Here is a 22,085-nt window from a genome sequence, read left to right on the forward strand (position 1 = left end):
CTATATTAAAATAAACTTCATTCCATACTAAAGTGAAATTATTACAACTTACAATAATTCTGATCCCCTTTATGATTCTTACCTCATGTGGTTCTTCACAATCACAACAAGAGAAAACAGACTATATTTCTAGAGGATTAGAGATTAAAGACTTCGATTTAAAGCAAGCATCCGAAGGAAAGAAATTTGCTCTTTTAATAGGAGAAGATAGTTTTGAAAATTTCCAAGATTTAAAGAACCCGTATAATGATGCATTTACCATAGGTAAGTTGTTAGAAGATAAATACGCCTATTCTGTTGAAATTTATCATGACTTAAAGTTCGAAGAAATAGCAGAAAAGGTAATTAGTTTTCAAGACAAACTAGGACCCAATGATCGTTTTATCTTCTATTTGGCAGGGCATGGAATTTTTGATGAAAAGGTATTTGGTGATGGCTTTATAGTGGCATCTGATTCAAAAACTTTGGAAGAAGATAAGAGTCGCTCAACTTTTATTGCTTATTCAAAAATGAGGAATATCCTAGACAACCTACCTGCAAAACATGTTCTTGTGATATTGGATGTCTGTTTTGGCGCCGCTTTTAATGAAGATTTTGGAAAGTATAGAAATATATATGAACCTAAAAAGTCTCAAGAGTATATTCAAGAAAAGCTGTCAATAACAACTAGAAAAGTAATTACTTCTGGAGGTCTTGAAGTCGTACCTGATGGATATTCCGGACATCATTCCCCTTTCGCTTCGTCACTAATAGCCTATTTAAATGATAACAGTTTACCGTATGTCAGTAGTTTGAATTTATATACTACTTTAGTAAAAGAGGTATCAGGTGCTACTCCTAACATTGATAACTTTGGGAAAAATAAAAAGGGAAGCGATTTTATAATTGGTACACATATCAACTCTAATTTAACCGATCAATCTGAGAAGACTCATTCTTCAAGTTTAGAAAGAACACTAAGTGATGAAGTGTACGATATCTTATATGAAAGATATGCTTTGATTGAAACTTTAGTAGGTAGTTACGAAAGTTTTGAAAAGAGTAAGAAAACAGCAATGGACCTTGAGCAATTGGAGGCCAATAAGCTACATTATTGGAAAGAGTTACAAGAATGGAATCGCAAACATTCTTCTTTTGGTAGAAGGTTGAAAAGACAAACGGATACTTTACAATACGATAAGTATGTTGACTTGAAGCAAGAGTTTAAAGAGTTAGCACAAGATATTAAAGCAACACATGATGCTTTAGAATCAAAAGATCCAGAAAAAATTTCTTCTGTCCGAACTTATGCGGATATCATTAAAGACTTGGAAGTAATGGGGTTTGATTTAGATAAATACGCGGACACTATTGGTGGGAGTAAATAACTGAATTAGTGGTTAAATGTTGAATTATGAACCTGAAACATCAAAGGAATCTTTTCGAACTAGTCAACTTACTATCAAAAGAGGGTAGAAGGTACAATAGAAGAGAACTATGTAGAATTTTATCAATAGATAAACGTACACTGATCAATTATAAGAACGAGCTATTATCAGACTTTCACATTGAAGTAATTATCCATCCGAAGGATTACACTTATTCGATTTCTAAAGAGACTATGTTGGATAGTGATCTTTTTGGATGGATGGCTAGAGGTATCGAAAGTACAGTATTATCTAAGGCAGATAATAAGAAGTTTCTTTTGTTAGATTCCTCCAATGATGATAAAAGTAATAATGTTCAATTTCTTCCTTTACTACTAGAAAGTTTACATCAATCCAAAGGTATTAGGTTTAAGTATCAAAAATTTAATTCTAATGAGAATAAAGAGGTAGAACTATTACCGTATTACATTAAACAGTATCAGCAGCGGTGGTATATTATAGGAGTAAAAAATGATCGATTAAACGAAAAAAATATTCGATGTTATGGATTAGACCGTATGGTGGGCTTAACCTTACAAGAGGATTCATTTAAGAGAAAACCAGAAATTGAGGCAGAGATGATCTATTTATATGAAAATGCCATTGGTGTTTTCTCAAATGGTGATATTGAAACCGTTATACTTTCCTTCTCCAATAAAAAAGCTCCATATATCAAGAAAGTTCCATTACATCATTCCCAACAATTACTCCCTAAAAAAGACAATCCAAACTGGACTAATTTTCAATACCAATTAAGAATCAATGAAGATCTGATATATAGAATTCTTTATTACGGAAAAGAAGTGAAAGTGATTGAACCCGACATTTTAAAAACTCAAATAAAACAGCACTTAGAAGACTCTTTGAAAAATTATTAAGGTGTGAAATATATTTTCGTACCCTTGGAAATACCTTTGTATTGTTGATAAATTAAGAAACTATCATTTATCAAATGAATTGATAGTGAGTAGAGTATCAAAAAGTAACTCTTCTTAATTTGCTACAATTAATAATTGTAAATCTTAGAATATTATCAATGTATAAAACATTGTAAATCAATTAATTAAAAATGAAACAGCTGTTTATTTTGTTACTTAAATTCTATTTAAGGTAACAATGTAACTTATTTCATAGATTTACGATTAACAAATTATTATCATCGTCAACTATTAAAAATCAATTAAAGTTATGCCTGTCTTTACAGCTACATTAAAACACTCTGGAACTACCAATGGAGTGAGATACGAAAAAGGAATGTCTGTACAAGTGGTCACTCAAACCACTTCCAATCCACTTACTGTTAATGGTGGAAAACCTGTCATTGACGCATTTATGCGTATGTATGGAATTGATATTAAAAAAGCTGGGTTGGTGAGCTCGGCATATGTGGAGGTTAGATAAAACATATTAAACTAATAAATCATGTCTAAAGAAATCATTAAAGCAATACAAGATACTGCACTAAAATGTTCAATTGATAATGTCTATTTTACTCGTAGAAGTCTTCAAGTTTATTTTAAAGAAGAATATAATATTACTGTATGTGATGACTTATCATTAAATCATTTAGTTCAAGACGCTTATTATGCATCAAAACATAGTCAAGCTTTACAAGATAAAATTGAAAATGCGTTCCTAGATAATTCTGAACGAAAATCGCTTTACAGCCCGTCACTAATAAATATTCAGCCAAAACATTTAGTAGAAAATAATACAGAAGAAATTGCTGAATTAATAAAACAACAAGTTGAAATCGTTAATGAGCTTTATATCTTATCAAAAGATTTGGGGCTAGACGAAGAGTTTAACAAACTAGCTAACAACTTACAAAAAAATGTAAAGTCAGGTGACTTTTTAGATAGTATTACAGGAGGTAAAAAAGTGAAGACAGCTTTTGCTACAGCCGAAAATGTATATAACACATATCAGACGTTAATCTTTAAATATGACGATAAAAAAGATCAATTAAATCGCATTATTAAAGATTATGAGACAATTCGTGATCAACTGAAAATGTATAGAGAAGATATCGTTGAGCATATAATTGATATTTTTGGAGATAAAATAAAAGATACAGACCCTCATTTATTTGATTATTCATCTCTATCATTTTTGGAAACAAGTAATTATATTAAAAAAATCGACTTGTTTTTTGATGATATCTCCAATAGCTGTAAAACTTTTATGGCACAACATTATCAGAAACTAACTTCTGAAATAGGAACATCAATTAAAAGCAATGCTAAGGCTTCATTGAATAAATTAGGTAATAAACGAAACCTAAAAAAAGGAGATGTAAAAGGAGAACTTATTGGCGCAGGGGTGAATATCGCTGTTGATGCCGTAACTAGTATTGTACAAGGTAGGCAAGAAGCAAAAGAGAAAGCTATTGCAATCGAAAGAGATACTGACAAAATGAGGAATTCTTTTGCTAAGGATCGACTAGAAATTGAGCAAGATATTATCCGTTTACAGGAAATTTCATTTCATGTAGGAGATGTATTCCTTCCTCAAACATTAAAGTTTCAGAAGGAAATGGTATCAATTCTTAATCATGGATTATTAAAGAACATTGAAGTACTAAAACAGGACGTTGACTATAAGAATATTTCTGAAAAAAGAACTAGAACAGTACAAGAAATCAGGTCTGCTGAGCTTCACATAAAAGATATCAAGGAAAATATTGATGCAGCAATGCCTATTCTTCGTCAATCAAAAGAAAATAAAGATAAATTCTATCCTTTTTATCAACAATGTGTAGACAATGAACCTAGTAAACCATCTTTACTGATCAATATTTTATCATTAGGAATTGCAAGTTTTACTCATAAAACATTATACGAGCAATGGTGGAGTTATTCTGAACAGCATTATGAAACATATAATCAACTAACTCTTGATGTACAAAAAGAGGAAGATTATATATCAGCTCAAAATGATATTATCACACAGAAAAAACAATTTATTCTTGAGAAAAAAATAGAAGCTGAAAAGTACTCCTATGAACTTCGACAAATAATTCAAAAAAATGAACAGAGGGAAATATTAGCGAAGAATCTTACAACAACAATTCAATTGGTTAAAGCCTCTAAAATTTTATTAGAAGCTGAATTAGATGATCATTTAATTGATGCTTCACGTATCCAAAATGAATTTGATTCAATAGAAAATATTGAAATAGAAGAAAGTCATATAAACGAAATAGCAACTCCTAGCTCTACTTTATCATTACAAGTTGGTCACTTAAAAGCTGATATGACTGAAGAACAAGCTGAAGCTTTTGATGCTCTTCAAATAAAAATAAAAGATAGAGCAAATGATAAAATACAAGCAGTTATCAGCAAACAGAAAGGAGTAGCAAAACTAAAGTTGGCTGAAAAAATAAAGGAAAACTGGAGCTCAATAGAAAATGTAATGTTAAAGCAATATTCTATTATGTTGCAGAGTCAACAACTTACCCAGCAGCAAGAAAAAACAGATGAACTAATAGTACGATACGATAATGAACTTAATGTGTTCATACAAGAATCTCAAAAGCGTATTGAAGTTATGCAAGAGGGGATAAATGCAATCGAAAATAGTGAACTTTCTGAAATGGATAAGCAAATAAAACTAGCTGAGCTTATCTCTGGACAAGAATTAAATCTTGACTTAAATTCCTTAGAAAGCCAAATAAATGAAATGTTAGAAAAAACAACATCTGACAGTACATTAATATTGTAACATAAAATATACACGACAATGAAAACACTTATTAAAATAATAATATCCATTTTTTGTTTGCCTTTCATTTCAGTTTGGAAAATAAAAAATACTGTGAGAGAGAGAAATGAAATGTTATTGAACAATGAATTACCTACTAAACAAAGTAGTGATTCCATCAATAAATATTATGCTGCTATATTACCTCTTTTAATAGTAGGAGTTCTATTCTATGACAAATATGAGATTCCTGTTTATGCCATCATACCATTTTTATTAGTTAGCGGTATTTACTTGATGACTTCTCTTAACTGGCAAAATGGTATAAAACAGATAGAAGAACAAAGAAAAAAAGATGAATCTTGGTTCTAATAAAATAAAAAAAGAAGATGAATAAGAGTAAATTTCTCACTAAACTATTGTTGTATTTCCCAATAACAGGAGTACTAGGAATGCATAATTTATATTTGATGCGGTTAGGACCTACTTTTGTTCAGCTTTTCGCTTGGGGCTTAACATTAGCATCCATGCCATCAAATGGTGGAGATAGTCCATTCTTACTATTACCTCTCGGATTATGGGTTCGGGATATTTTTAGGATCAATAAAATATTTAAAAAAGTAGAAGAGCAAAATGAAAAGGACTTGGCATACTTGATTGATTTATTTGATCAAGGAAAGCTTACTGAAGCATTAAAGTTTTTAACTAAAAAAGGTAGAACACAGATTTTAATTAAAGAACTAATCAAAAGGGGGCATGGAAATGTATTAGTGAAACATTTCGCTGATACAGAAAAAGATAAACGTAGTCTTGAAAAGAAAATTAAAAATGGAGACACCGAATCTTTAGCCATTTTCCTAAGTGCATATTATCTTAAATCAAGAGTGGAAAGAGTCTTTTAAATTAAAAATTATTTCAGCCGGTCTAATCTAATTTAGATCGGCTTATTAAAATGCAAAAATCTCTGAACTTGAACAAAATAAGGCAATAAGATCAACAATGAAACTCCTTACCCTCCTCCCACTACTCCTCACCTCCTGCCTCAACATCTCAGACATTCAAAAAATTAATTCTGAAGTTGAACTTTTAAAAGGGCATGAAATAGTAGAGCAATTATTAGATTGTAATGATGGTGATGTAGAACAACTTGCTAGAATATTTTCTACTTCAGTACCGGTGATTCAACGGATACAAAACGAAGAATCTGAATTGACATTTTCGGCTGATCAGCAGTGGAAAGATGTACTTAAGAAAGTGACAATTGAGGGGAGTGGAGTTTTCTACGATTTAGACCCTTATTACGAATCACGGACAAGGAAAGTACTTTATTATATCTATAAATTTTGGTGGATTTACCCTTTTTTATACCTAATTCCTCTTCTCTTTTTTAAAGAGTTTTTTACCCTAAATTTATTTGTGGGTTCTGTATTAAAGGATATAATTTTAATGATAATACTGTTATCTCTCAATTGGGTATTTCCTTATGTGTCTCCTATTGATTTACAATCAAAGACTCATGATTTGAAAGTAGAACTCCTCCTTAAGAGATAGAAAGAAATACTAATTCCAAAGTTGATTCACTTCAGCAAGATTTAAAGCCCAGTGCTGATCATATACCTGGTCAGCATTTTCTTTTTCATTAGCAATTTCTTGTTGATGTACTTCGGCTTTTAACTCTAGGAGTTCTCCTATTTTTATTTTGGATTCTAGTCTTTTGATTAAAGCTTTTACAGCATATAGAGACATATTATGTACCACTTGTCCACCGAATTCTAACTCCAGCCATAAAACTTCTTTCTTTTCGATATCCAATACACCAAAGAGCAATCCTTTTGTAAGATTGTTATCATTGATCTTTACTTGTTGTTGTACATGTGCAGGGTGATAGGCCACTCCACTTTTAGTTACTTTCATTGGGTGTTTGGCATCCATCCAACCTACCATTAAGTTGAGAGATAGATTACCAGAGGAATAACTGTTACAAGTAAAATAAACGTATTTCGCTTTTAATTGCTGAAGAGTTGGAATATCTATTTCTATATATTCTGCCGTTCCAATTTGATCTGGAATATAAATTATATCACCGCTATGTTTACACCCATCAATCACCATGTTTCCATAGTTGCAGTATTCTTGCTTATTAGGGTAGACTACCACACAACTTAAATCCATATCCAAATGCTGAGCAGGTAGCCCTTCGCCCCATTGCATAAATAAACGAATGGTATCTCCTTTCAGAGGTAGCTTAACTCCTGAAGGCATATAGTTGTTATCCTGAATTGTTTGACTTCTATCTCCAATAGAAATAGGTACATTATACAACTGCGGGTCAATGTAAATGGATTTCGCTTCTCCTACTTTTTGTTGTGATAAATGTTTTTTGATGAGCTGTAAGGTAAATGCTTTTATTTTCTGAATGATCTCCTCTCTTTCTACTTTTGTTAGTTGATGAATATTTTTATTCTTCATGATATGTATATGCTTTCCTCCTAATGGTTTCACTAATCGATCCCCAGTAGGACTGAAATAGTATTCAGCATACATACTTAAGGTCATGATTAAGCGCATAGGAATTTTAGAAGTAACCTCCTCAAAATGTTTGAGTGTATCATCTACTCCAAATCGAAAAATTAGAGCAAATAAGGATCTTGAAAAATAGCCTGGGTTTGCTTTTAATAGCTCAAAAGCTTCTGCTCTTTTTTTGTACTTTATGAAATGGTTCAATTTACCTCTCCACACATCATAGTTACTGTTATAAAATGTATCTAATAATTGAGATAACTGACCAAAATCTCTATGATTGCTCCATTCTGTTAGCCGCAATGCTCTAATCACTCTGACCCACATATTTCTGTTGGGATGCATTTCTTCACATTGCTTCTCGATACTCATTGGTAATTCATTGATCCATTGGGCGTATTTTCTACATTCACCTCTAGAAAAATGTAATTTTATTTTGTCTTTCTGAACCTGAACCAACTTCTCATTGATAGTTGTCCGAATATGCCATACTTGAGCATTCTCAAAATTTCTTACAATAATCGTTTTGGGTTTGATGATCTGTAAATAGCCTGTTTTTTTATACCATAAATACCTGAGAATATCATTTGGCGATTGTAGTAATGCTTTTAGTTTATCATGTTCTTTTTTCATGATTAAATAATCGATGACTAAAGCTTTATTTTCTTTTGTGATAAACTTTAGTTTTTTCGGTAACCCAAAATGAATTAATAATGTCTTCAGACTTTCTATTTGTGTCGCATCCAAAGGGTTTTTGGATTGTAAAAGACTTAAAAAGTGCTTTTCTAAATCACCTTCAGCCCACAATTCAAGTCTTCTAAAACCTATCGCATCAGACTGTTCAAGTACTAACTTTTCAAACTGAAAAGGAGTGCCACATACAGGACAGCCATTGTATTTTTCTAGCTTAAAAGTACCATCAGGTATCCTATGGCCACACGCAAATTGAGTACCTTTTTTCTCACCTAACAGGTTAGAAAGCCAGACTAAAATTAATTGCTTATTTCTATCTTTAATTTCCTCAGGGATATCCCATTGTCGAATCAATGGAGTCCAATTCGCTTGCAATCGATGTATCTTTTTAAATACACTATAGATTTTACCCAATTCTTTTGCAGGTATGTCGTTTAAAGCATCAAAAAGTTCTTTGGAAAAGGTATAACCAATGTTTTGAAGTGTTTTTAATAAAAATAAGGTATTGGTATTAATGGAAGGGGAATTGGAAGATGTAAGTATAGAATTAGATAGTACAATAGCATTATTACGAATGGCAACTTTCTGTAAATCTCTATTCATTAATTGGTAGATATTAGGTAAGGGTAAGAATAAAAAGAGATAGGTGGGATTCGAACCCATCTTCAACCACTTTCTAGGAAAGCGGGAAATCGAAAAATAGAAATTATTTCACGATGCGCTTAGACTCTCGCTCTATCTCTTGTAAGGCAATTGATATTGGTCCGATATTACAATTATTATGTAGTAACCAACACTTGGCCTGTTATTGATGAATAAAGGTAACGATGTTTTATTTTAAAATAAATAAAATACGACTTTTTAATATTCTTTTAACAGCAATAAAAAAAGGCTTCAACAAACTGTTGAAACCCTTAAACATTCTACTATAAATTATATTTTTGAGGATATTATTTCGCGATATAGATATCATCGGGATTAATATCCATTTTTTCTTTATCGATAGGCATTGTGATTGTTACTTCATATTTAGCATCATATTCGTATGCTTCTCTAGTACAATCTTTTAGCTCTACACCATACTCATTTAATAATGGAATGTATGCCTCAGATGCTGCAACTTCTGCATAATTTGCAAATTCAGGTTTACTAATAACATTAATCGTCATCACACCTCTTTTTGCGTTATATGAATAAGAGTAGATCACATCTGTAGTATTATCTTTATTAATATCTTGAACGACTGATTCAGATAAAAATGCTCTTCTTTCTTTTACATATTGTAATTTGCCAACTTCTGTTTCGATAGATTGGGCTTGAATTGAAAATAATGTAGCGAAGAATAATACTGATGTGACAATGAAATTTTTCATGGCTTATGTTTTTTGTAGTTTGATTTAATTTATTCAACGACAATCAGTTATATATAGCTATTTCTATTAATATTGATTAAGTAAACGAATGATAATTCCCCGAACTATTTATGAATTTTTATAGATAAAAAAGCCACACCTAGTAAGGTATGGCCAATAAAATCTTTAGGAGAGGTATTAAAAGTTATTTCACTTTTTTGTTGATGTTTATGACTTGGTAAGGACTTGAGATATAGGTACTATATTTTTGTCCTTCGATATTTAATTCTTTTTCAAAGTTGGCATAGAAGTCTACTGTTGTCCCTTTTTGGGGAAGCTTAATCTTAGTTGACCAAGTTCCGTCTGATTGTTGTGATAACATTTGAGCATTTTCCAATGGAAATAACTCTTTAATGTATCCCGTTGTGGAAGAAAATGGTCTGTTGAACATCCAAAATATTTGAACTGACTTCGCTACTTCTCCTGGAGCTATTGTAAAGGATATTTCTAAATATTTCTCCTGTTGATAGGTAGAGACAGAAGGGCGAGATAAAAAACTTTCTTGACTACCTAAGAAATGTTTCAAGATAAATGCATTTAAATTTTGTTGGTTGTTATCTGGTTGATGATCAAAGGGAATTTTATGACCATGTCCTGAATTTCTTTGTAAATAAACTGGGATATTTTGGCAATCCTTATCTACGAGAGGAATATCATAGCAAACAAAATCATGAGTTCCAGGGTGAAACAAAAGTTCAACTTTTCTCTGATTTAATTGATCCATATTTTCTGCAATAAATACCTCTTTGTAGTATTGTTGTGCAAGTTGTTCTAACTCTTTCCAAGTATGCCCTGCCGCAAGAGATTTCTCAATAAATGAAGGACCATAAAAACCACCTAAAAACCGATTCGACTTCTTGATTTGATGTTTCTCTAAATATTGTTCGTTTTCTTTTTCAGCCTTTTCAAATAAAGTTTTATCTCTCATTCGAATACCGGAGGTAGCATATGGAGAAACTCCTGCATGAACAGCAGTGATACGTTTGTCATGAATAACCGCAATAGAAGGGGAGGCTCCATTTTTAGAACCACCAGATATCAACACTTTTCCCTGTTCAAAATATTCTGTTTCATTATAAGCTGCAGTAATGGCTCTCATAAGTTGAGCGGGCCACCCGAAGTATTGTACAGTACTCTTGGGATCAAGTGTAGTAAAATAGTGTTGATCTATACGTTGTTCTAATGGTTTGTTATTCCAAGTAGATAATTTTTGTAATACAGTATGGACAATACCTACGTTATTTTTGATTAGTTCAATATCTGTAGGACGCTTAATGAGTGCATCTTTATGTATTTCGGGTAAACGGTGTCCACCAGTTAAATGAAAACCTTTGGCTTTCCCATTGGCAGGTACAATAAATCGTACAGGAACTCTAAAGACTTCTCCTTTATAAAATTCACCGACATGTATTTCTATCAATTTTTGTTGGGTAGGAATTTTTCCTTCTACTAAATGCCAGTCTTCTATAATACGGGTATCTAATGTGGAGGGATCTAGAATGGCCTCCATGTCAAATAGTTTACTGTTTGAGAATTGCCCGTAGGCAGTATTAAAAAATATAAGTAGTAAGAATAAAATTGTTGTAGTCTTCATGATAGTTTTTCCATAGAATAATAAAGTATGTAATATAGAATATTTAAGGGAAGAACCGTATTCTATATTACATACTTATTTTTCATAGGTTATTCAGACTGTTAACTGTCAAAAAAAGGTTGTTTTAACCATCTTTTGCCAGTAGCCTTCTTAACGGCATTAGCAAATGCAGGACTAGAAGGAGGCATACCTGGTTCACCTAAACCTGTTGGTGCTTCATTACTATCTACGAAGAAAGTCTCCACTATTGGAGTATCCATCATTCTAATCAATTTATAGGTATCGAAGTTTTGTGATTGAGCAACACCATTTTTTATTGCCATATCACCATACATCGCGTGGCCGATTCCATCTATAATGGCACCTTCGATTTGGTTTTTCGCCCCTGATGTATTGATTACAATACCACAATCTACTGCTGCATATACCTTCTTAGCCACAGGTTTGTCGCCTTTAATTTCGATCTCACATACTTCTGCCACATAACTATTATGACTAAAGTAGCATGAAAAACCTTGAGAAATACCAGGTTTTGGTTTTCCCCAGTTTGACTTTTCTTTTACGAGTTGGATTGTATTCTGCATTCTCTCAGGATCGTAAGGAATCTTATCTTTTCCTTTTGCCTGTTCCAGTAATTCCATACGAAGGTCTATAGGATCTTTCTTTAGAGTAAGAGCTAAGTCATCCATAAAACACTCTGTAGCAAATCCTAAGAAGTTTGTGATAGGAGCTCTCCACCATAGAGTAGTTACATCAGCATCAACACTTTCAGATTCTGCTTTATAGTTCTCTATTGCACCAAATGGGAAGTACTTTGGTAATACCCATGACATTCCTCTATTGTTGACAATCGCTTCTTTAATATGGTAGCCTGTAACTTTACCATTTTTAATCGCTGCCTCAACTTTATATTTTACTTTTGGTCTATATTGACCAACACTCATATCATCTTCTCGTTGGTACATTAACTTTATAGGAGCCTTGGCTAAAGAAGAAACCATGGCAGTATCCTCAACAAAGTCAGTACTTAAACGCCTACCAAAGCCACCGCCCATACGAGTCATGTCCACACTAACGTCTTCTACTTCTTTGTTGAACATCTTTGCTACTGTTTTTGCAGAGCTTTCAGGAACTTGTGTAGGTCCAACTAAACGAATTTTCTCTCCTGTAACATCAGCAAAGAAATTCATCGGTTCCATTGTATTGTGTGGCAAGAAAGGAGCTTCATAAGTTCTTTCAAGTAGTTGGTCGGCTTTCGCCCTTGCCGATGCATAATTCCCCGTTTTAGAACGTACATCTAGCTTAGATTTTTTGAGAATTGCATCCATCTTTTTATCAAAAACATCTGTGTCTTGAGAAGATTGGAGGTTATCCCATTTGATATCAAGTTTGGATTTACCTTGGAAAACGGCCCAGGTATTTTTTCCAACGACAGCAATTTTGTTGTCAAAAGAAAAAATTTGTTCTACTCCTTGTACCTTCTTGGCTTCTGTATCATCAAAAGATTTTAGTGTAGCTCCAAAAGGAGGTCTAGCAATTGCGGCGTATTTCATTCCTTCCTCTCTATAGTCTACGCCATATAATGGCTGCCCTTTCAGGATAGGTTTGATATCTACATTTTTAACAGCTGTACCAATAAGTTTAAAATCTTTGGCATCCTTTAGTGGTGCATTTTCAGGTACAGGAAGCTTCACTGCTGCTTCTAGTACTTCACCATACTTAAATTTATCACCATTGGCGTTTGTGATCACACCTTGTTCTGCTTTGCATGTTGAAACGTCCACTTTCCACTGCTGAGCAGCAGCAGTTAATAACATCATTTTAACACTAGCTCCTGCATTTCTTAAAGTAGGAAAAGTTTGTCGTATTGATTGACTACCACCAGCTACCTGACGGTTAAAATCTTTACTTAATGGAGCTTGTTTTACGGTTACATTCTCCCAAGCAACATCCAACTCTTCAGCTACAATCATAGGCATTGCAGTTTTTACACCTTGACCGATTTCAGGGTTGGGAGAGTAGATAATCACATGGCCCGTATTGGCCATTTCGATAAAAGCATTGAAGTGTTGGAAATCCAGGTCTTCGATAGAAGTTGGCATTTTCGATTCTGCCTCACTAGTGCAGCCAACGCCAATTAGTAACCCTCCACTTGCCAGAAGAGAGAGTTTTAGGAAGTTTCTTCTGTTAATAGATTTACTCATGATTATTTAGACATTTTTTGGGCTGCAGTAGCAACTGCTTTTTCAATTCGATTATAAGAAGCACAACGGCAAATGTTACCATTCATGGCCATTCTAATTTCTTCAGAGGAAGGGTTAGGATTCTTCTTTAGTAATGCAGAAGCTGTCATCATCTGACCTCCTTGACAATACCCACATTGCGGTACATCTATTTCTTCCCATGCTTCTTGAACAGGATGATCACCATTTTCAGATAAACCTTCAATTGTGGTAATTTCTTTGTCTTCGGCCATAATAACCATCGTCTGACAGCTACGTTGTGCTACTCCGTCAATATGAACTGTACAAGCTCCACATTGACCGATGCCACAACCAAATTTTGTTCCTACTAATCCGAGTTCGTCTCGAAGCACCCATAATAATGGAGTGCCATCATCAACATCTAATTTGTAGTTTTTCTTGTTAATGTTCAGAGTAACTTCCATAATTCTTAAGCAAACTGCTTTATCGTATATTTAATAATTCCGTATAATTCTCTTCAGTATCCACATCAAAGAAAAGTTGTTCTGATGCTACAATATGAATACTATCTTTATTTTCTCTTATGATATTTTTTGCTCCTTCATCTCCAGTCAATTGTAATAACTGAGGAAATACCGACCGATCAAAAATAGCAGGTACTCCTTTTATATCTTGAAATTGACTGATGATAATATTTGCCTGATTACTGACCTTCCATAATGCTTCAAGGTGTGATTTAGAAACCAAAGGCATATCTGCTAAAACAACCATTATTTTTTGTACTTCAGGTAGCTTTTGGATGATTTGGTTGATCCCAAAAGAAATACTGGAACCTAATCCGTTTTGCCAATTTTTGTGATGTAGAGGTTGAGCGGCTGATGAATCAATCACAACATGAACCTGATCTTGGTATGCACCTGTTACTACAAATGTATGGGTGGTTGTTTTAATGACTTTGTTGATACAATGCTCCAATAATGTATAGTCATTCCATAGTAATAATTGTTTTGGGCGTTGTAATCGTTTACTACCTCCGGCTGCTAATATGAGTGTAGCTTTACACATGGGCAGGTATTTTAGTAGAGATAGACATTGGTTGTTTATTTCTACAAACGGCAAGAATTTCTGCCATAATAGAAATACTGATTTCTTGAGGTGTAATAGCACCAATATCTAATCCGCATGGACTATGAATCTTATCAACAAATTCAACATCAATTGTTGGTAAGTACTCAAAAAGTTGGTTGATTAATTTTTCTTTTCTCCTTTTTGCACCTAAAACACCAAGATATGCGAAGGGTTTTGTGGATAACTTGAGTAAATACTTCAAATCTTTCACAAAACTGTGTGTCATAATCACAATGGCGGTTTGTTGATCTGTGGATAACTTTTCGATTTCATCTTCATTTAATCGAATCAACTCTTGTGCACCAGGAAAATCACTAACATCATGTTGACCATGAACACTATCAATAATGGTTACATTCCAACCTGTAATCGAAGCATATTGACAGAGTGTTTTACTATCATGTTCGGTACCAAAAATATAGAGTTGAAATTCCGGCGATAATGTCTGAGAAAACTGTTGATAGTCTTCTGGATTAATCACAAAAGTAGGAGAGAATGTAGCTCCAAGATCAGTTGAAAACTGAGTGTAACTTTTTCCTTCTAGATGATTTTCATTGGAGTAATAACTTACCGTATGGAGTGAGAGACGTTTTTGAAGTATCAGGTTAAAATCCATCAAACTCTTTTTATCCACATAGAAGGGTTCAATTAATATTTGAAGTACTCCTTCGCAGCCTAAACGAAAACGACCGTCGTATTCCATCATTTTCGCTTGTGATGTTTCAAAGACAGTTTTCGCTTGCTTTTTAATCTCGTTCTCCACACATCCACCACTAACAGCACCAATCATTTTTCCGTTTTCAAGCAAAAGCATACGTACACCAGGCTTACGATATGAAGAGCCATTGAGTGCAACGACAGAAACCAATACACATTTGATTTGCTGAAGCTGTGCTTGATATGAAGTGTAGACGATGTCCTTTAGTTCATGTAACATTTAAATATGGTAAGTTGGGTGAGGTCGAATGTATTTAATGAAATGATTGACATTCCGCTGCTGTTGTTGTATCAAAAGTAGAAATAATACTACAGAGTTGGAATTTAGAATGATAATTAGTTCGACAAGTCGATAAATTTGACTCATTTTTAGTTAATTTCAGTTATGAATGCTCAGAATAACTCCTACTCAAAAACTCAAAAGTGGACACTTATAGTGACTATCATTGCTTCTAGTTTGGCTTTTATTGATGCTACTGCTTTGAATGTTGCCCTGCCAGCGATCCAGAAAGACTTAGGAATGACTGGTACTCAATTACTTTGGGTGATTAATGGGTATATGCTTTTCTTGTCTTCACTGTTAATGGTCGGAGGGGCTTTAGGAGATTTATATGGACGAAATAAGATATTTCAGATAGGGTTGGTCATCTTTGCTTTAGCTTCTTTGTCTTGTGGTTTTGCCGTAAACCCAATGCATTTATTACTGTCTAGAGCAGTGCAAGGAATAGGAGGAGCATTATTGACACCAGGAAGTTTATCGATTTTAAGCGCACAGTTTGATGAAGACAACCGAGGTAGAGCATTTGGTCTATGGTCGATGTTTAGTGCACTAACTAGTATCTTAGGACCAATCTTAGGTGGTTGGTTAGCTGAAATAGGGTGGTGGCGAGCGATCTTTTTCTTGAACACTCCTTTTGCTGTATTTATCCTATTAGTAATGAACTCAAGGATTCCTGAGAGTAGGAATTCTCATGCAGAGAAATTGGATATTTATGGGGCCATTTTAGTGACCTTAGGATTAGCGGGAATTACTTATGGGTTTACAGAGTCCTCAAATTATGGCATTTTTGATCCAATGGTTCTTACATCGGTAACACTTGGAGTAATTGCTATGATTGGCTTTATTTTTTTAGAGAAACACAGTACCCATCCGATGATGCCATTGTCGTTATTTTCGTCAACGGTGTTTTCAGTGACCAATATTATTACTTTTCTGATCTATGCCGCTATGGGAGGAGCCTTGTTTTTCGTTCCTCTTAATCTGATTCAAATTCAAGGATATTCGGGTATTGAGGCAGGGCTTTCTCTACTTCCTGTAATATTATGTATTGCGATTATCTCGCCATCAATGGGGAAAATTGTAGATAGATATGGTTTTAGAAATTCATTACTAATTGCTCCTATCATTACAGCATTGGGGTTTGCTGCGTTTGTATTAGCAGGAAAAACAGCAGGGCCTTCCGCTTATTTTTCAACTTATTTTGTTCCTTTTTTGCTGGTAGGTATCGGAATGGGAATTATTACAGCTCCACTTACTACTGCAGTTATGGGGGCTGTCGATGAGAAACATGTTGGTGTGGCGTCTGGAATTAATAATACAATTGCTAGAGCAGCCAATGTTTTGGCAGTAGCTTTTATGGGATCTTGGGGGCTAATTGCCTTTAAATCGAAAGTAAGTGATCAACTAAAAGATTCAGATCTTCATCAAGGACTAAAAGATAGGGTGCTTAGTGAGGCGTCTAATTTTACAGCAGCCAAAGCACCAGAATTTTTACAGCAATCGTTACAGCTTCAAATACAAGATATTTATCAACGTGCATTTTTATATTCATTTGATGAGGTGATGATAATTGCTTCCGTAATTACAGTTTTATCGACAGTAGCAACTTTGGTGGTTTATAGCAAAATAAAGTAAGAGGAAGAGTGGTGTAAAAACACCCCTCTTTTTATGATTGAACTACTGGGACTGAATTGTCATTTTTAGCTTCTTCTAATTGTGTATATAAGTAATATGAAGAAGTGATTAATAGGAATCCAACTAATGCTGCATAGTATTCATTATCATGAATATTAATATGAGCTCCAATGGCTAGCAAAGTATTGAATGTAAATCCTGCATAGGCCCATTCTGTAAGTTTCTTAGATAAATTTGCCCAAATAGCTACTAAGCCTAAAACCTTTGCTACAGCTAATGGATAGATGATAAATGTAGGAAAACCTAGTTTTACAAAAGCAGGTGCTGCTACTTCATCGTACTGGAAAATGTACATTGACGCACTCATAAGCATTAGTGCAGTGAAAAGTCCAGTGATGATGCGAAAGAGTAGTTTCTTATTCATAATATTTAATTTACTGGGGCATATTTTCCATGGAAAATATATTGATAAAAAAATGTTTTTCTGTTTTGATGACTCAAATGTATGTAAAATATTTTACATGGAAAATAATTATATGGAAAATTTTATTATTTTTGATCCTAAATGAAAGAATTACTTACTTTCGCATAGAAATAAGAGCATATGAAAACCATCGACGAAATAATAAAAACAAAATTTAAAGACGATAGACACCGTTTTATAGCCAATATGATGTATACGAGCAATTGGTTACAAAATAGTTTTGTAGATTTTTTAAAACCGTATGCATTGTCTCCTCAACAATTCAATATTCTTAGAATATTAAGAGGTGCAAAAGAGAAATGGGTAACAATGAACGATATCAAAGAGTTGATGATTGAAAAAGCCCCAAATGCAACGCGCCTTTCCGATAAATTACTAGACAAAGGTTTGGTAGATAGAAAAAGAGCAGACCATGACCGTAGGGTGGTGTATTTATCAATTACTCCTGCAGGATTGGACCTATTGGCCGAAATTGATAAAGAAGAAAGTCATTTAGACAAATCGAACTTTGATAATATCACTGAAGAGGAAGCAAAAATTTGTAGCCATATTATTGATAAACTGAGAAACTCAGAATAATCAAAGCCAATTCATGTAATTCTTTTCTACTATTTTGAACGTATTCGATACGCTATTTTAAGTTAACTATAGCATATCAATTTTTTAGATATTCAGATGTGTCTTTTTCTAAAGTTTTGATACATCTAATAAAAAGAGTTTGACTTCAAAATAGATAAGATGATGAATTTAGATCAAAAACTTTCGGAATTGCCATTAATCAAAACAGACAAAACATTACAAAAATCTTTATATGGCAGAGATGACCTTACCACCATGTGGGTTGCGGATATGGATTTTCAAGCAGATCCGTCGATCCAACGAGCATTAACAGAGCGTATTCAAAATGCTGGATTTGGTTATGAGATCTTATCCTCTTCATTTAAAGAAGCTCAAAAAGCATATTACCAAAAGCAATATCATATAGATCTTAATCAAGAAGAGGTTTTATATAGTCCATCTATTCCTACAAGTATTTCGGTGATTATAGATCAACTGACCAAAGAAGGAGATGGAGTGATTATTCAGACACCTGTATTTTTTGAATTCAAGCAAATTCTAAAGAAGCAGAAGCGAAATGCAGTGAGTAATCCTTTATTATATCAAGAAGGGCAATATCTGATCAATTTTGAAGACCTGGAAGAGAAAGCAAGCGATCCCAATAACAAAGTGCTCATCTTTACTAATCCTCATAACCCTGTAGGGAGAGTATGGACTGAAGGTGAAATTAAAAAGGTAATAGACATTTGTAAAAGAAATAATGTACTGATCATTTCAGATGAGATACATAAGGACATCATATTGTTTGATCATCATTTTACCTCATTATTAAAATACAAAGAGGATTACGATAAAATTGTGATTGTGACTTCTGAAGGAAAAACATTCAACTTTGGAGGGATTTCAGATTCCATGGCTATTATTCCAAATGAGGAAATCAGGTTTACCATCCAAAAACAGTTTGATATACTTCATTTCGGTCGACCTAATGCATTGTCTCAAGTGGCTGTTGAAGCGGCGTATAGAAACTCCAAAAATTGGTTAGCCTCGTTAAAGTCAGCGATTGAAGAGAATTACTTATTGGTAAAAGAAACTTTAGTAAGTAATCAATCAAAAATTAAAGTCACACCTTTAGAGGGAACATATCTACTATGGTTAGATTTTAGCAAATTATTTGATCATCCCAATACAATGTTTACAACAGTGACGAATCAGACTCAATTGGCTTTGAATGCTGGAAAATGGTTTGGTAGAGAAGGTGCATTATTTATGCGTATGAATATTGCTACTAGCAGAGAAAAGGTACAAGATGCCATCTCAAGATTAATCGAAATGGAGAAGTCTTTATCTTAATTATTAAGAATTATTGATTGAATACTCCCAAAATACTCATTGATTAAATGTGTCTTTTTGCTTCAACCACAGACTATATGGGTGAATAAAGAAGTGAAAAGTTATGAAAAAAGATCTTACTACAGGCCCCGTTAAAGATAGTATTGTTGGCTTAGTGATACCCATTGTATCATCTTCTCTGTTACTGTTTGCCTATAATTTCGCAGATATTTTATGGGTAGGTCAGCTGGGAAGCGATGCCATAGCCGCGGTAGGTACAATGGCCATTTTTCTGTCTTTTTGTTGGGCTATTATCTCAGTTTTCTTATTTGGGAGTAATATTATTGTATCTCTATCCATCGGAAAACAGAATAACAAACAAGCCCAAGAACTGGCTCAACAGGCATTTATTGGAGTGGTCGGATTAACTGCCATCATTCAAATTCTAATCTTCTGGCAGCATGAGAATATTATTTCCTTTTTTCAATTAAATAATCCTGTTGTAGAGAAAATGGCCAAAGCTTACCTTATTTGGTCAGGTGTTGAAATGATATTCTCATTTATGATTCAACAAATGACGAGCGTAAGCAATGCCAGAGGAGATGCCAAGACACCATTGAAAATTAACCTAATTGGGGTGGGACTAAATATTATTTTAGATCCCATTTTTATGTTTGGATTTGACTTAGGTGTTGAAGGAGCGGCGATTGCTACTTTTATCTCAAGGTTTATAGCGTTTGTTCTTTTTTGGAGAAGATCAAGTGTAGAGTTTTATGGCTGTAAATGTGTGTGGATATTTAATCTGAAAGACTATATCAATGTATTGAAGATTGGTTTTCCTCCTTCGATTCAAAGAGTGATGTTTACGTTGGTTGGAATTTTTATGGCAAGAATTGTTGCTCATTGGGGGGCTGAAGCCATTGCTGCACAAAAAATTGGATTACAAATAGAATCGATGACCTTCATGTTGGTCAATGGTTTATCTGGAGCAATGTTGTCTTTCACAGGACAAAACTTTGGTGCTCAAAAATTTGAACGTATTCAGAAAGGGTATATTTCTACAGTTCAGTTTGGGAGTATATTTGGTGTAGTTATGGGTGCTGTATTTTTCTTATTTCCTGAATTCTTTGTAAAGTGGTTTTTAAGCGATCCGAAAGCTGTGAATATTGCTGTGAGTTATTTACAAATTATCGGAATTTCTCAATTTCTGATGTGTATTGAGATGATTACTACTGGAGTAGTAAATGGTTTAGGCAAAACAGAAATTCCTGCTGCCATTAATGTGGTATTTACTGTAATTCGAGTTCCTATGGCTTACTTATTTGCCTATACTTTGGATTTTGGAATCAACGGTGTTTGGCTATCTATAGCAATTAGCACTTTTTTGAGAGCGATTGCCATCACCATTGCTTATGTCCTGATCAAGAAAAAAATATTTATTTCCGAAAAAAAATCATTACAAACGGTGTCTTTTTAGATAGTATTAATACTACAATAGTGAATATAATATCAATAAAATTTATTTATCATGGACACTAAAATATTAAGTTATATCCGTCAAAATTTCGTAGGAGAATTATTACATGCAAGACATTTAATTGACCCTTTAGCCTTAGCCAATGAAGATCAAGAATTACTTTTAAACGGTGAAATTAAAGACCTTTTAAATATAGTTGTAGAGAATGGACAAGGCGCAAAGTTAAATTTATCAGAGAAAAGTATTAAAGAATTGAATAGGGCTTTCTCTACTTTGAGAGCCAATCAACCATCATGTGCTTGTGGGTAAAGATAGAATAGATGAATTAGTAAAAAGCCTTCGTTTTTTAAGTGAAACGAAGGCTTTTTGATTTAGTAGACTTTTGCAATATCGGCGAGATAACCTTTACGAAGTTCATCAGAACCCATGGCAACATTTCCATAGAAATGAATGTCTGTATCTACACCACAGAATCCAAGTACACCATCATCAAAAACTCTCTTCAATGCTTTGTGCATATCTGTTTGTTGATAATATTCGTCTGGAGAACCATGGCAGACAAAAACCTTAGCAGATTTTCCTTTTAATTTTTGGTCAACACCTGTTTCCGTATATTCGAAAGCAAAACCGCTGGCATATACTCTATCGATATAACCTTTCATCATCGCAGGCATTTGTCCCCACCATAATGGAAATACCAGGCTAAAATGATCCGCCCAAGTAATTAATTCTTGTTGGGCTTTCACATCTGAAGGAGTATCACCTCCCATAAACATTCCCTGTATATCTGGAAATTGCATTACAGGATCAAATCCAATAGAGTACAAATCAACCACTTTTACTTCGTTGCCTGCTGCAGTGCTGCTTTTTTCTATTTCATCGACAATGGCTTTAGTAAAACTCTCAGGGTTAAGGTGAGAATAAACGATTAAGTGTTTCAAGA

At 33.7% G+C, this 22,085-nt stretch carries 21 protein-coding genes; 12 read left to right on the top strand and 9 right to left on the bottom strand.

Annotated elements, in window-relative coordinates; all coding sequences use genetic code 11:
* The first annotated feature begins 32 nt into the window (after window positions 1–32).
* From HGP29_RS01280 to HGP29_RS01310, 7 genes are all read left to right on the top strand, one after another.
* On the top strand, window positions 33–1,367 hold the full coding sequence (locus tag HGP29_RS01280) for a caspase family protein (RefSeq protein ID WP_168880496.1): 1,335 nt from the start codon (window positions 33–35) through the stop codon (window positions 1,365–1,367).
* Between the two features lie 26 nt (window positions 1,368–1,393).
* The gene (locus tag HGP29_RS01285; protein WP_168880497.1) at window positions 1,394–2,284 is read left to right on the top strand and encodes a helix-turn-helix transcriptional regulator; all 891 of its coding nucleotides are present in this window, start codon (window positions 1,394–1,396) and stop codon (window positions 2,282–2,284) included.
* A 310-nt stretch (window positions 2,285–2,594) separates the two neighbouring features.
* Window positions 2,595–2,807, top strand: a complete 213-nt coding sequence (locus tag HGP29_RS01290) for a DUF6140 family protein (protein WP_168880498.1) — start codon at window positions 2,595–2,597, stop codon at window positions 2,805–2,807.
* A 21-nt stretch (window positions 2,808–2,828) separates the two neighbouring features.
* Window positions 2,829–5,129: a hypothetical protein gene (locus tag HGP29_RS01295; protein ID WP_168880499.1), complete on the top strand. Its 2,301-nt coding sequence runs from the start codon at window positions 2,829–2,831 to the stop codon at window positions 5,127–5,129.
* A gap of 18 nt (window positions 5,130–5,147) precedes the next feature.
* Window positions 5,148–5,480 carry a hypothetical protein gene (locus tag HGP29_RS01300; protein ID WP_168880500.1) on the top strand — a complete coding sequence of 111 codons (333 nt, stop codon included), beginning with the start codon at window positions 5,148–5,150 and terminating at the stop codon, window positions 5,478–5,480.
* A 17-nt stretch (window positions 5,481–5,497) separates the two neighbouring features.
* On the top strand, window positions 5,498–6,010 hold the full coding sequence (locus HGP29_RS01305) for a hypothetical protein (protein ID WP_168880501.1): 513 nt from the start codon (window positions 5,498–5,500) through the stop codon (window positions 6,008–6,010).
* 97 nt (window positions 6,011–6,107) lie between these two features.
* Window positions 6,108–6,659, top strand: a complete 552-nt coding sequence (locus HGP29_RS01310) for a hypothetical protein (RefSeq protein ID WP_168880502.1) — start codon at window positions 6,108–6,110, stop codon at window positions 6,657–6,659.
* A gap of 9 nt (window positions 6,660–6,668) precedes the next feature.
* Here the strand turns inward: HGP29_RS01310 and HGP29_RS01315 are convergent, their stop codons facing one another.
* The 7 genes from HGP29_RS01315 to HGP29_RS01345 all read right to left on the bottom strand — a co-directional run bounded on the left by HGP29_RS01315 (window position 6,669) and on the right by HGP29_RS01345 (window position 15,596).
* Window positions 6,669–8,924, bottom strand: coding sequence for a TerD family protein (locus HGP29_RS01315; RefSeq protein WP_168880503.1), 2,256 nt, complete (start codon window positions 8,922–8,924; stop codon window positions 6,669–6,671).
* A 347-nt stretch (window positions 8,925–9,271) separates the two neighbouring features.
* The gene (locus tag HGP29_RS01320) at window positions 9,272–9,694 is read right to left on the bottom strand and encodes a hypothetical protein (protein WP_168880504.1); all 423 of its coding nucleotides are present in this window, start codon (window positions 9,692–9,694) and stop codon (window positions 9,272–9,274) included.
* A gap of 184 nt (window positions 9,695–9,878) precedes the next feature.
* Complete coding sequence (locus tag HGP29_RS01325; protein ID WP_168880505.1) at window positions 9,879–11,327, bottom strand: hypothetical protein; 1,449 nt, start codon at window positions 11,325–11,327, stop codon at window positions 9,879–9,881.
* 101 nt (window positions 11,328–11,428) lie between these two features.
* The gene (locus HGP29_RS01330) at window positions 11,429–13,531 is read right to left on the bottom strand and encodes a xanthine dehydrogenase family protein molybdopterin-binding subunit (RefSeq protein WP_168880506.1); all 2,103 of its coding nucleotides are present in this window, start codon (window positions 13,529–13,531) and stop codon (window positions 11,429–11,431) included.
* Between the two features lie 2 nt (window positions 13,532–13,533).
* Window positions 13,534–13,998 carry a (2Fe-2S)-binding protein gene (locus HGP29_RS01335; protein ID WP_394354069.1) on the bottom strand — a complete coding sequence of 155 codons (465 nt, stop codon included), beginning with the start codon at window positions 13,996–13,998 and terminating at the stop codon, window positions 13,534–13,536.
* A gap of 16 nt (window positions 13,999–14,014) precedes the next feature.
* On the bottom strand, window positions 14,015–14,596 hold the full coding sequence (locus HGP29_RS01340; RefSeq protein ID WP_168880508.1) for a nucleotidyltransferase family protein: 582 nt from the start codon (window positions 14,594–14,596) through the stop codon (window positions 14,015–14,017).
* The gene (locus HGP29_RS01345) at window positions 14,589–15,596 is read right to left on the bottom strand and encodes an XdhC family protein (RefSeq protein ID WP_168880509.1); all 1,008 of its coding nucleotides are present in this window, start codon (window positions 15,594–15,596) and stop codon (window positions 14,589–14,591) included. The genes HGP29_RS01340 and HGP29_RS01345 overlap by 8 nt, the downstream gene beginning before the upstream one ends.
* 165 nt (window positions 15,597–15,761) lie before the next feature.
* Between HGP29_RS01345 and HGP29_RS01350 the strand changes: the two genes are divergently transcribed.
* A complete protein-coding gene (locus HGP29_RS01350; RefSeq protein WP_168880510.1) occupies window positions 15,762–17,291 on the top strand; it encodes an MFS transporter in 1,530 nt (509 codons plus the stop codon).
* 31 nt (window positions 17,292–17,322) lie between these two features.
* Here the strand turns inward: HGP29_RS01350 and HGP29_RS01355 are convergent, their stop codons facing one another.
* A complete protein-coding gene (locus tag HGP29_RS01355; RefSeq protein ID WP_168880511.1) occupies window positions 17,323–17,715 on the bottom strand; it encodes a DoxX family protein in 393 nt (130 codons plus the stop codon).
* 180 nt (window positions 17,716–17,895) lie between these two features.
* Here HGP29_RS01355 and HGP29_RS01360 point away from each other — a divergent pair, with 180 nt between their 5' ends.
* From HGP29_RS01360 to HGP29_RS01375, 4 genes are all read left to right on the top strand, one after another.
* A complete protein-coding gene (locus tag HGP29_RS01360; RefSeq protein WP_168880512.1) occupies window positions 17,896–18,354 on the top strand; it encodes a MarR family winged helix-turn-helix transcriptional regulator in 459 nt (152 codons plus the stop codon).
* 159 nt (window positions 18,355–18,513) lie between these two features.
* On the top strand, window positions 18,514–19,686 hold the full coding sequence (locus tag HGP29_RS01365; protein WP_168880513.1) for a MalY/PatB family protein: 1,173 nt from the start codon (window positions 18,514–18,516) through the stop codon (window positions 19,684–19,686).
* Between the two features lie 103 nt (window positions 19,687–19,789).
* Window positions 19,790–21,142, top strand: coding sequence for an MATE family efflux transporter (locus tag HGP29_RS01370; RefSeq protein ID WP_168880514.1), 1,353 nt, complete (start codon window positions 19,790–19,792; stop codon window positions 21,140–21,142).
* A 51-nt stretch (window positions 21,143–21,193) separates the two neighbouring features.
* Complete coding sequence (locus tag HGP29_RS01375) at window positions 21,194–21,451, top strand: hypothetical protein (RefSeq protein WP_168880515.1); 258 nt, start codon at window positions 21,194–21,196, stop codon at window positions 21,449–21,451.
* Between the two features lie 62 nt (window positions 21,452–21,513).
* On the opposite strand, the gene HGP29_RS01380 is transcribed toward HGP29_RS01375, so the two are convergent.
* Entirely contained in the window at window positions 21,514–22,083 is a 570-nt protein-coding gene (locus HGP29_RS01380) for an NAD(P)H-dependent oxidoreductase (protein WP_168880516.1), read from the bottom strand.
* Window positions 22,084–22,085: the final 2 nt, after the last annotated feature.

The organism is Flammeovirga agarivorans, assembly GCF_012641475.1.
Taxonomy (GTDB): Bacteria; Bacteroidota; Bacteroidia; order Cytophagales; family Flammeovirgaceae; genus Flammeovirga; species Flammeovirga agarivorans.